The 11429-nt window shown below is 59.9% G+C and carries 11 protein-coding genes; 5 read left to right on the forward strand and 6 right to left on the reverse strand.

The genetic code is table 11. The annotated features are described in order from the left end of the window. Positions 1 to 5 precede the first annotated feature (5 nt). Positions 6 to 1283: a putative Na+/H+ antiporter gene (locus ACZ5VE_RS06595; protein ID WP_464457212.1), complete on the reverse strand. Its 1278-nt coding sequence runs from the start codon at positions 1281 to 1283 to the stop codon at positions 6 to 8. 174 nt (positions 1284 to 1457) lie between these two features. Here ACZ5VE_RS06595 and pncB point away from each other — a divergent pair, with 174 nt between their 5' ends. From pncB to ACZ5VE_RS06620, 5 genes are read left to right on the forward strand one after another with little or no spacing between them, the layout of a single operon-like run. Further along, entirely contained in the window at positions 1458 to 2651 is a 1194-nt protein-coding gene (gene pncB, locus ACZ5VE_RS06600) for a nicotinate phosphoribosyltransferase (RefSeq protein ID WP_464457213.1), read from the forward strand. A gap of 18 nt (positions 2652 to 2669) precedes the next feature. Further along, a complete protein-coding gene (gene nhaD / locus ACZ5VE_RS06605; RefSeq protein WP_464457214.1) occupies positions 2670 to 3953 on the forward strand; it encodes a sodium:proton antiporter NhaD in 1284 nt (427 codons plus the stop codon). Positions 3954 to 3983: 30 nt separating this feature from the next. Next, positions 3984 to 4970, forward strand: coding sequence for a 2-hydroxyacid dehydrogenase (locus tag ACZ5VE_RS06610; protein ID WP_464457453.1), 987 nt, complete (start codon positions 3984 to 3986; stop codon positions 4968 to 4970). Next, on the forward strand, positions 4967 to 6340 hold the full coding sequence (locus tag ACZ5VE_RS06615; RefSeq protein WP_464457215.1) for a DNA recombination protein RmuC: 1374 nt from the start codon (positions 4967 to 4969) through the stop codon (positions 6338 to 6340). Before ACZ5VE_RS06610 ends, ACZ5VE_RS06615 begins: the two co-directional genes overlap by 4 nt. Positions 6341 to 6368: 28 nt before the next feature. Continuing rightward, on the forward strand, positions 6369 to 7541 hold the full coding sequence (locus tag ACZ5VE_RS06620; protein WP_464457216.1) for an MFS transporter: 1173 nt from the start codon (positions 6369 to 6371) through the stop codon (positions 7539 to 7541). Between the two features lie 92 nt (positions 7542 to 7633). Here ACZ5VE_RS06620 and ACZ5VE_RS06625 read toward each other — a convergent pair whose 3' ends face one another. From ACZ5VE_RS06625 to earP, 5 genes are all read right to left on the reverse strand, one after another. Further along, positions 7634 to 8512, reverse strand: coding sequence for an LOG family protein (locus ACZ5VE_RS06625; protein ID WP_464457217.1), 879 nt, complete (start codon positions 8510 to 8512; stop codon positions 7634 to 7636). Between the two features lie 102 nt (positions 8513 to 8614). Continuing rightward, the gene (gene efp / locus ACZ5VE_RS06630) at positions 8615 to 9169 is read right to left on the reverse strand and encodes an elongation factor P (RefSeq protein WP_019428864.1); all 555 of its coding nucleotides are present in this window, start codon (positions 9167 to 9169) and stop codon (positions 8615 to 8617) included. Between the two features lie 97 nt (positions 9170 to 9266). After that, entirely contained in the window at positions 9267 to 9701 is a 435-nt protein-coding gene (locus tag ACZ5VE_RS06635; protein WP_464457218.1) for a DUF6691 family protein, read from the reverse strand. Next, positions 9698 to 10180, reverse strand: a complete 483-nt coding sequence (locus ACZ5VE_RS06640) for a YeeE/YedE family protein (protein WP_464457219.1) — start codon at positions 10178 to 10180, stop codon at positions 9698 to 9700. The genes ACZ5VE_RS06635 and ACZ5VE_RS06640 overlap by 4 nt, the downstream gene beginning before the upstream one ends. Before the next feature lie 77 nt (positions 10181 to 10257). Continuing rightward, positions 10258 to 11379 carry an elongation factor P maturation arginine rhamnosyltransferase EarP gene (gene earP / locus ACZ5VE_RS06645; RefSeq protein WP_464457220.1) on the reverse strand — a complete coding sequence of 374 codons (1122 nt, stop codon included), beginning with the start codon at positions 11377 to 11379 and terminating at the stop codon, positions 10258 to 10260. Positions 11380 to 11429 lie beyond the last annotated feature (50 nt).

Below are 11429 nucleotides of genomic sequence, written 5' to 3' on the forward strand. Positions count from 1 at the left end.
GGGGCTCAAAGCCAGCGGAATGCCAGTGCTGCCACCACGGTGGGCGGAATGGCTGCCCATAAAAGCTTCAAGGGCGCGATGGTGTTGTCCGGAAAATACGCTTTCAGAATGGCCGCGCCAGCCGGGTTGGGTGCATTGGCGATCAGCGTGAGTCCGCCGCCTGTGACTGCACCTGCCACCAGCGCCACCTTGAAGTCGGCACTCAAGCCCGGCACCAGCGAGCCCAGGTAGGTGATGGCTGCGTTGTCTGTGATGGCGGTGAGCGCCAAAGCGCCGTAGAAAACAGCTTCGGACGGCAAACCCAGCAGCAAAGGTTCGAGCCACCACTGTTGCAAGCCACCCAGAACCACCAGCCCTGCCAGAAAAAATGACACCAACAGCGCTTCGCGCAATATCAGCGGACTTTGGTGTTCGCGCCAAGCGGTGGCAAACCCCAAAAACAGCAACAGCAGCCCAATGAACACCACCGGGTGGTGGGCAAACAAGACGAGGCCGCCTAAAAACAGCAGGTGCATGAGCTTGATGCTGGCCGGGACAGCTGTACCTTGTGGCGGTGGAGTCGAGGGCAGTGCGGCCAGTTCCCGGTGGAACAGCCCGCTGGCGCCCAAGGCATTGACGAGCACAGCCAGGGCGGCTTTCCAGCCAAAGGTCTGGAGCATGAACGCAAAATCCCACTGCCAGACATGGGCAACCATGAGCACCGGGGGGGCCGCAAACGGTGTCAGGGTCCCGCCAATCGACACGTTGACGAACAGCACACCCAATGTCGCGTATTTCAGCCGATTGGACACCGCATGTTTAAAGAGCGTGTCGCGCAGCAGCAGTGCACCCAATGTCATGGCGGCAGGCTCGGTGATGAACGACCCCAGCAGCGGGACCAGGGCCATGACCAAGAAGTAAGTGGGCAAGCTCTGCGGCCCGGGCAATAAGGCGGCCAGTCGCACGACCAGCTGATTTGCAAGCGTCAAGACCGGACGAGTGCCCGCGACCACCATCACGGCAAAGACGAACAGGGGCTCTGTGAAGTTGCGAGACTCCAAATAGGCCAAGGTTTGGGTTTGGCCTATCAGCAGAAATGACAGGACCATCAGCAAGCTCGCCCAGAGCCCGAAAACAACCTCGACCTCGCCCAGCAGATGCCAAAGACCGGCATGGCGCGGGTGCTTGTGGGCCAGCTGCTCGACATGGCGGGTGGAAAACGAGTGAATCAGGGCCAGCGCAAAAACGGCAGCAGCGAGCCATTGCAAAACGATGGGCACAGGGATGGGCACAGGGATAGGCATGGGAAAACTCCGGTTGCGAGGCGGCCCGACCTTCGCAAAAACCTGTTGCTCCGACAGTGACGCAACACCCGAAGCGATCTTAGCGGATCAATCAGCCCCGCTGTCATATTTGGTTAATATCAGCCTTCCAGTCTTTTGCGTCGCCCCGGTCTTGTGGGGCAGATACCACCTGCCATGATTATCACCAGCCTGCTCGACACCGACCTGTACAAATTCACCATGATGCAGGTCGTGCTGCACCAGTTTCCGGGGGCGCAGGTCGAATACAAGTTCAAGTGTCGCAACCCCGGCGTGGCACTGGCCCCGTTTGTGAACGAGATTCGCCAGGAAATCCGCTCGCTGTGCAGCCTGAGTTTCAAGGAAGGCGAGCTGCAATACCTGCGCTCGCTGCGCTTCATCAAGAGCGACTTCGTCGATTTTCTGGACCTGTTCAAACTCAACGAAAAGTACATCCAGGTCACGGCGCTGCCCTCGGGCGAGATCGACATCACCATCCAGGGCCCCTGGTTGCATACGATCTTGTTTGAAATCCCGGTGCTGGCCATCGTCAACGAGGTGTACTTTCGCAACACCCAGAAGGTGCCTGACCTCATGGAAGGCCGTCGCCGCCTGGACACCAAAATCGCCCAGTTGCAGGCCCCCGGTCTGGAGACCCTGAAGATTGCCGACTACGGCACCCGCCGCCGCTTTTCACGGGCCTGGCACGAAGAAGTGCTGCGCGTGTTGTCTGCCCGTCTGGGCACCGGCCCTACGGGCCAGTTTGCGGGTACGAGCAATGTGTATTACGCCTATTTGCTGGGCCTGACCCCGCTGGGCACCATGGCGCATGAGTATTTGCAGGCCTGCCAGGCGCTGGGGCCGCGTTTGCGCGACAGCCAGATTTTTGCTTTTGAGTCGTGGGCCAAGGAATACCGTGGGGACTTGGGCATTGCCCTGAGCGATGTGTATGGCTTCAATGCCTTCCTGCGCGACTTTGACCTGTATTTCTGCAAGCTGTTCGACGGCGCACGCCACGACAGTGGCGACCCATTCAGCTGGGGCGAGCGCATGATCGCGCACTACCAGCACAACCGGGTCAACCCCAAAACCAAGACGCTGATCTTCAGCGACAGCCTGACCATTCCACGCACCATTGAGCTGTTCGAGCAATTTCGTGGGCGCTGCCAACTGGCTTTTGGTGTAGGTACCAACCTGACCAATGACCTGGGTTATGAGCCCTTGCAGATCGTCATCAAGATGACCCGCTGCAACGGTCAACCCGTCGCCAAGTTGTCAGACACACCTGGCAAGGGCATGTGCGATGACGAAAAGTATTTGGCTTATTTGCGCCAGGTTTTTGAAATTGACCAGCCGGTCTCTGTGCACTGATACTGAAAGATGCCCTTCATGCTGACCCTTTTGATTCTTGTATTTGTGTTCGCCTATGCGGCCATTGCGCTTGAACACCCGCTGCAAGTGAATAAAACCGCAACGGCTTTGCTGGGCGCGGGCCTCCTCTGGACCATTTATGCCATAGGCACCAACGACCCTGCTGCGGTGTCGCATGAATTGGGTGAGTCCCTGATGTCTACGGCGCAAATCGTGTTTTTCCTGATGGGGGCCATGGCCATTGTCGAAGTGATCGATGCGCACAACGGATTTGAGGTTTTGACCTCGCGTATCAAGACAAGCTCACTGTCCCGGTTGATGTGGTTGGTCGGCTTGGTGACTTTCTTTCTGAGTGCGGTACTGGACAACCTGACCACGGCCATCGTCATGGTGTCCTTGATGAAAAAGTTGCTCGACAAGCGCGAAGACCGTCTCTTTTTTGCGGGCGCGATTGTGATCGCCGCCAATGCAGGTGGCGCGTGGACGCCCATTGGCGATGTGACGACGACCATGCTTTGGATCGGGGGGCAAATCACCGCGCTGGAGATCATGAAAGGTTTGTTCCTGCCTTCCATCGTGAGTTTGCTGGTACCTTTGTCGGTCATGGCTTGGGTGTTGCGCGGGCGCGCTGTGCAAGCGCCTGTTCGAAAAGACGGTGTCGACGAGGCCGGAACTACGGCATTTGAGCGTAATCTGATGTTTTTCCTGGGCTTGGGCATTCTGATGGCCGTGCCTGTGTTCAAAGGCGTCACCCATTTGCCGCCCTTCATGGGCATTTTGTTGGGTTTGGGTTTGTTGTGGCTGGTGGGCGATGTGGTGCACAAAGACAAGGAAGACGATGCAAAGTCGCACCTCACCTTGGTCAGTGCTTTGACCCGTATTGACATGAGCGCGGTGTTGTTCTTTGTGGGCATTTTGCTGGCGGTGGCCACGCTCGAGCACACCCACATCCTGTCGTCATTGGCCCAATGGCTGGACCGGACCGTGGGGCGTCAGGATGTCATCGTGGTCATCATCGGCCTGGTGAGCGCGGTCGTTGACAACGTGCCGCTGGTTGCCGCTTCCATGGGCATGTACAGCTTGCAGCAATACCCCACGGACAGTTTCTTGTGGGAGTTTCTCGCCTATTGCGCCGGCACTGGTGGCTCGATCTTGATTATTGGGTCTGCTGCAGGTGTGGCGGCCATGGGCCTTGAAAAAATTGATTTCGTTTGGTATGCCAAAAAAATCAGCAGTTGGGCTTTGCTGGGCTATTTAGCGGGTGCTGTTGTTTACATGGTTCAATTCCAACTGACACATTGAGCCTCAAGGGCCTTTGGATCGAAAAATATGATGAATCAACCTGAGATTTTGGTCGCCCGTGCGATTTTTCCTGATGTGCTGGATGTTTTGTCCTCTCACTTCAAAGTGGAGAGCAACCAGGCCGACGAAGTCTGGTCTGCCGCCGAGCTGACCCGTCGCATGCAAGGCAAAGTGGGGGCATTGACCACCGGCAGTGAGCGCATCGACGCGGCGCTCTTGCAAGCTAACCCGCAGCTCAAAATCGTGGCCAACATGGCTGTGGGCTACAACAATTTCGACGTACCGGCCATGACGGCTGCAGGCGTTTTGGCCACCAACACGCCCGACGTGCTGACCGAAACCACGGCCGATTTCGGCTTTGCGTTGTTCATGGCCACTGCGCGGCGCATCACCGAAAGCGAGCATTTTTTGCGAGCCGGAAAGTGGACAAAATGGAGCTACGACATGTTTGCCGGGGCCGAGGTGCATGGTTCGACCATCGGCATCATCGGCATGGGCCGCATCGGGCAGGGCATTGCCCGCCGTGCGGCGCATGGCTTTGGCATGAACGTGATCTACCACAACCGCTCGCGGTTGAGCCCTGAGTTGGAGGCCGAGTGCAAAGCCCGCTATGTGTCCAAACAAGATCTGCTGCAAACAGCCGACCATGTGATGCTGGTGGTGCCTTACAGCGCCGAATCGCACCACACCATTGGCGTGGCCGAGTTGGCGCTGATGAAGCCCACCGCCACCCTGATCAACATCGCACGCGGCGGCATCGTGGACGATGCGGCTTTGGCCAAGGCCTTGGCTGCAGGGCAGATTACCGCTGCAGGCCTAGATGTGTTCGAGGGCGAGCCCCAGGTGCACCCCGACTTGCTCAAGATTCCCAACGTGGTGCTGACCCCCCACATCGCCAGCGCCACGGTCAAGACCCGTCGGGCCATGGCCCAACTGGCAGCTGACAACCTGGTGGCTTACCTGACCCGTGGCCAGGCGCTGACCCCCCTCAACACCTTGCCAGGCGCTGTGGCATGAACGAATGGGTCATGTTTGCCCTCGCGGGGCTCAACCTGCTGGTGCTTTTGGTTTTGCTGTTCCGCTCCAAGACCGCCCCAGTTGAAGACGCAGATCAAGCAGCAAAGACAGCCGCAGAGCAAATGGCCTGGCAGCACCAGCAGTTTGCCGCTGTGCAAGCCCAGACCGAACGGCTGGAGCGCGAGTTGCGTACCGAAATCAGCCAATCTGCTGTGCAAGGTCGTCAAGAGTCCATGCAGACGCTTACCTTGTTCCAGCAATCGCTGTTGCAGCAAAGCGCCGAGGCCACCCGCACGCAAAACCAGCAGATCGACGCATTGGCCCAGCAACTGGCTTTGCTTCAAAAAAGCCTGACCGACAGCTTGGCGCAGCAGGTCAATGCTTTGTCAGAAGCCAATGCGCGTCGCCTGACCGAGATGCGCGGCACCATGGAAACACAGCTGGCCCAACTGCAGCAAAGCAACGCCGCCAAGCTGGACGAAATGCGCCAGACCGTGGATGAAAAACTCCAGGCCACCCTGCAGGCCCGTCTGGGCGAGAGCTTCAAACAAGTGGCCGAACGCCTCGAGCAAGTGCATAAAGGCTTGGGCGAAATGCACAACCTGGCCCAAGGCGTGGGCGACCTCAAGCACTTGCTGACCAACGTCAAGACGCGTGGCATGTTCGGCGAGGCCCAGCTGGCGTCGCTGCTCGAACAAGTGCTCACGCCTGAGCAATACGCCGTGCAAGTGGCCACGCGCCCCGGCGACAAAAACCGGGTGGACTTTGCCATCCGCCTGCCCGGCCGATCCGACAGTGGCCAGCCTGTGTGGCTGCCGATCGACGCCAAGTTCCCCAACGAAGACTACGAGCGCCTGCTCGAAGCGCAAGGCCGTGCCGACCCGGTGCAGGCCGAGCTGTGCGCCAAGGCGCTGGAAACCCGCATCAAGCTCGAAGCCAAGTCGATTGCCGAGAAATACCTCGAGCCGCCGCACACCACCGACTTTGCCATCCTGTTCTTGCCCACCGAAGGCCTGTATGCCGAGGTGCTGCGCCGCCCCGGCTTGATGGAAAGCTTGCAGCGCGACCACCGCGTCACCTTGGCTGGCCCGACCAACTTGATGGCCTTGCTCAATGCGCTGCAAATGGGTTTTCGCACGCTGGCCCTTGAAAAGCGCTCCAGCGAAGTTTGGCAGGTGCTGGGCGCGGTCAAGACCGAGTTTGGCAAGTTTGGCGATGTGCTGGACAAGGTGCGCAACCAGACGCAAACCGTGCTCAACACGCTGGACCAGGCCCAAACCCGCAGCAATGTGATGAACCGGGCACTGCGCCAGGTCGATGCCTTGCCCGAACCCGAAGCGCAAGCGCTGTTGCCCGGCGGTGACGTTTGACAACGCAGTCTGGGCAGGCTGAGCCGGCATGAAGCACCCCTTGCCTCGACTCATTGCAGGACAGGTTTTCTTGCACGCGTGCATGGCGGGCATGCGCATGGCGATCCCTTTGCTGGCCCTCAAACAGGGTTTCAGCGCCATGGCGGTGGGCGCATTGCTGGCCTTGTTTGCCTTGACCCAGGTGTTTCTGGCTTTGCCTGCAGGGCGTTATGCCGACCGCAAAGGCCTCAAAAAGCCCTTGCTGATCAGCGTGGCCATGTCGTCTGTGGGGGCCGGGCTTTCGGTGTTGTGGCCGATTTTCCCGGTCATGTGCGTGAGCGCCCTGGCCACTGGCGGTGCCACGGGCATGGCCGTCATTTCTTTGCAGCGCCACGTTGGGCGCATGGCCAAAGACCCGGCCGAACTCAAGGCGGCCTTCAGCTGGTTGTCGATTGGCCCGGCCATTTCCAACTTTTTGGGGCCGGTGCTGGCGGGCTTGTTGATCGACTACGCCGGGCCGGAGCCTGCTCATGTCACGGGCTTTCGGTGGGCCTTCTTGTTGATGGCGGTGTTGCCATTGAGCACCTGGTTCTGGGTGCGCAGGGTGCCTGAGCTGCACAGCCCCAAGGCCATTGACAACGCTGCACCGCGCCGTGCCATGGACCTGCTGGCCGAACCCATGATGCGGCGCTTGCTGGGTGTGAATTGGCTGCTGTCTTCTTGCTGGGATGTGCACACCTTTGTGGTGCCTGTGCTGGGCCACGAGCGGGGCTTCAGTGCCTCGGTGGTGGGCACCATCCTCGGTGCTTTCGCCATCGCTGCAGCGTTCATTCGGGTGTGTTTGCCCTGGATTTCGCGCCATGTGCAAGAGCACCAGATCATCACAGGAGCCATGGTCTGCACCGCGCTCTTGTTTGGCCTTTACCCCTTCATGCCCACGCCTTGGAGCATGGGGCTGTGCTCGGTGCTGCTGGGCTTGGTGCTGGGCGCGGTGCAGCCCATGATCATGAGCACCTTGCACCAGATCACGCCCAAGCACCGGCAAGGCGAAGCACTGGGTTTGCGGCTGATGAGCATCAACGCGTCCAGCGTGCTCATGCCCATGCTGTTTGGCGCAGCAGGCGCTGTGGCGGGTGTGGCCCCGGTGTTTTGGGTGGTGGGGGCCGCCGTGGGTTGGGGCTCGCGTGCCGCTTGGGGGCTTCGTCCCGACAAAAGACACTGAGTGCTCTGGCCCTGTGTTTGTTGGAGCGAGCCCCTGCTCGCGAATATCCGCTCGACCGCTGTGTGCGCAGATTCGGCTGCAGGGGCGACCTCCTACAGGGCAGGAATATCCAACTGGTAGAAGTCACAAATGACCTGCCACGCCGCTTCCGGCGTGTCCACGTAGCTGAACAGCTTCAGGTCTTCTCTGGAAATGGTGCCTTCTTCCACCAGCACCTCCATGTTGATCAGGCGTTTCCAGTAGTCCGTGCCAAACAGCAAGATCGGCACCGGGCGTGCTTTGCGCGTTTGCACCAGCGTCATCACTTCAAACAGCTCATCCAGCGTGCCGAAGCCACCCGGAAAAGCCACCAAAGCCTTGGCACGCATCATGAAGTGCATTTTGCGCAGCGCAAAGTAATGGAACTTGAAGCTCAGATCCGGCGTGACGTAAGGGTTGGGGTGCTGTTCGTGGGGCAGGGCGATGTTGAGCGCGACCGATGGGGCGCCCGCTTCTTGCGCCCCCCGGTTGGCCGCTTCCATGATGCCGGGGCCGCCGCCTGTGCAGATGAACAGCTTTTCGTCATCGGGCAGGCGCGTGCAAGACCGGGCCACCAAGTGGGCAAAGTTTCTGGCGTTTTCGTAATGTTGTGCGTTGCGCACGTCGGTTTCAGCTTGCGCAATCTCTTGCCGCTGGCCGCTTTGTGTCGCCGACTGCAGTTTGGCCTGCGCCGTGGCCATGTCCGGGAAGCGGGCGCTGCCGAAGACCACCACCGTGTGTTCTATCCCTGCCTCGGTTTGCGCCAAATCGGGTTTGAGCATTTCAAGCTGAAATCGTATGCCCCGGGTCTCGCGCCGCAGCAAAAATTCAGGATCGGCAAAGGCCAGACGACTGGCTTGCGGCTCCAGCATGCCAGCATCGTGGAACTCGGTTTGTGTTTCGGCCCAGGCGTGGGGCAAAGAGGGCGCTTGGAGGTCTTGAATCGATTGCATGCTGCCATTGTGCCTTTGCACGGAGGCGTTGGAATCGGCTTGACCTGCGAAACGCCCATGAAAAAAGCCCCTTGCGGGGCTTTCTTCGGACGTCGTCTTCGATCAGACGCGCTTGCGGTATTCGCCAGTGCGTGTGTCGATTTCGATCTTGTCGCCTTGGGCCACAAACAAAGGCACAGGCACTTCCAAGCCGGTGGCGATCTTGGCGGGCTTGAGCACTTTGCCGGAGGTGTCGCCTTTGACGGCGGGCTCGGTCCAAGTGATCTCGCGCACCACGCTGGTGGGCAATTCGACCGAGATGGCTTTCTCGTTGTAGAACACCACTTCGAGTTCCATGCCGTCTTCGAGGTAGTTCAGGGCGTCGCCCATGTTGGTGGCTTCGACTTCGTACTGGTTGAACTCGGTGTCCATGCAGACGTACATCGGGTCGGCAAAGTAAGAGTAGGTGCACTCTTTCTTGTCCAGAATGACCTGGTCCATCTTGTCGTCGGCGCGGAACACGACTTCGGTGCCGAAGTTGGCGATCAGGCTTTTGAGCTTCATGCGCACGGTGGACGAGCCACGACCGCCGCGTTGGTATTCGGTGCGCAGGACGACCATGGGGTCTTTGCCGTGCATGATGACGTTGCCGACGCGGATTTCTTGAGCGGTTTTCATAGGAATTGAGTCTGAAATGAAAAGGGGTGACTTGAAGCCAAGCCCATTATTCTAACCTGTGGGGCTTGGCTTTTGGGTTGAAGGTGCCCGCAGGCACTCAGTCCCGCGCCGTCAGGCCATGGGCCAGAGCGCCCAGCACAATACCACCCAAGGCCCACAGGATGTCGGTGTTGCCCGTGCCCAAGGCCGCAATCGCCGGGCCGGGGCACACGCCCGACAATCCCCAGCCCACGCCAAAGATGGCCGAGCCGATCACGGTCTCGCGGTTCCAGCTCGCCGGTTGCGTCAGGAACTCACCCCCCAGCAAGGGACGAGACAGCCAGCGCGGAAAACCTTTGTAAGCCAGCATGGCCAAGCCTGCGGCACCGCCCATGACCAGCATCAGGCCCCAGTCCTGAAAGCGCAGAAAGCTCAAAACCACGTCAGGCTGCACCATGGTGGCCAGCGACAGGCCAAAGCCAAACAAGGCCCCGGCGACCAGGGTGACCAGCGCTTTGGGCAGGGTCAGTGTGTGAGGGTTCAAGTTGTTCATGCCAGGCCTTTCGTAGTGATGGCCATCAGGTTGGCGGTCATGAAGGCGGTGGCCATGAAGGTGAGCACCGCGCCCAGCGAAGGCAGCTGCAATGAGCCCAGGCCACAAATGCCGTGACCGGATGTGCAGCCATTGCCCAGACGCGCACCGTAGCCCACCAAAAAGCCGCCCATCAGCAGCTGCCACGCAGGCACGCTGGTGTGCTGCGCTTCGCCACCCGCCAGCGTGAACCGCCAAACCAGCGCCCCCAGCACCACGCCCAGCGCGTACACCAGCCGCCAGTGGCGGGTGCTGACAAAGCGCTCTTGCTGGAAAAACGCCCGTTTGGACACGAAGGACCAACTGCTGGAAAAGACGGAGCTCATGCCGCCAACCCAGCCGTTGAACAAATAAAGCAGCGCCACGCCAGCGCCAATCGTCAGGCCGCCCAGCAGGTAGTGCTGCCAGCCTAAGGGGAAGAGGGTGTTGATCAAGGACATGGGGCGCAATTATCGGTGAGAGCTGCAAAAGGTGGCGGTGTGATGGGGCAAGAACACGCTTGGCGTCTGCGGTTTTGTCAGCGATGACAAGTTGAAGATGCTGTGGGCGTACTCGAAATGTGAGCCATCAATTGGCTCGTCAAGTCTCTTTGGCTTGACAGCTGTTGCCGCGCAGCCTGAACGCACGCAGTCCAATCGGCCATTTGGGGGCTAGTGATGACGGGCCATTCGCCTGCCTCCACCCCATTCCAAATCCGATGCGCCTTGCACAAGCTATCCGGCACCTGCATCCACTCCAAAAACGCCTCTAGCTTGTCGTGGTGGGCGTTGTCGTCTTGTGGGTAGATGTGCCAGCCGAAGGGTTGGCCTGCCCACAGGGCCCGCACCAGTGAGTCTTCGCCGCGCACGAAGTTGAGGTCGCAGGCCCAGAGCATTTCGTCAAAACCGTCTTGAGTTGTGTAGGGCAGGGCGCTCCAGTTTGGTTGTTCGGTCATGCCCTTGAGCGCTTGCTGCACCGCCGCCAGCGGCCGACCTGGTGTCACCAGCAGGTGGTGCGGCGTGCCCGCCAGTTGCGCCAGCAGCTGGGGCAGGGCTGCCGGTTCGTAGCAAAACAGGCTGATCAGCAGGAAACCCGGTGCCAGGTTGGGGGCGTGCTTTTGACGCCACCCGGTGCGATCAAAGTTTTGTTGCCGGGCCAGCAGGTCGGTTTCGCGCAGCAGGCCGCCCGTGTCGGGCGTGAAGCCTGGATAAAAGAAGGTCTTGGTCCAACCCTTTGCTGGGCCGCTCATCACGGGCGAAGGCAGGCCGTGCATGCGAGGCACCCAGCTTTCGGCGCTCAGGTATTCGAGGTTGATCCAGGCGGGTTGCTTTGGGCGCGTGTTCACAGCGTGCGCCACAAAGGCTTCGGGCAGGGTGCAACCAAAGGCTTCGATCCAGACATCGGCAGGCGGCAAGCTCGCCAAGAAGGCCTGATCGCTGGCTTCGGCCCAGGGCAGCATCTGGATGTTGGGCAATTGGGCTTGCAAAGCTTCTGGTGCCATCCAGGCCAGGGCCGAGGCATCGTCCACCCACAGGCGCACTGCTTGCCCCGCATCGGCCAGTTGACGGGCCAGCCGCCAGCACACGCCCAGGTCGCCGTGGTTGTCGATGACGGTGCAAAAGAGGTCCCAGAGTGGCTTGTTTGGCATGGGCTTGAACATGGGTCGATTGTCGCTTGGATGAAAAGCCTTGGACATTCGCGAGCAGGGGC

It is taken from the genome of Limnohabitans sp. INBF003 (genome assembly GCF_055396645.1).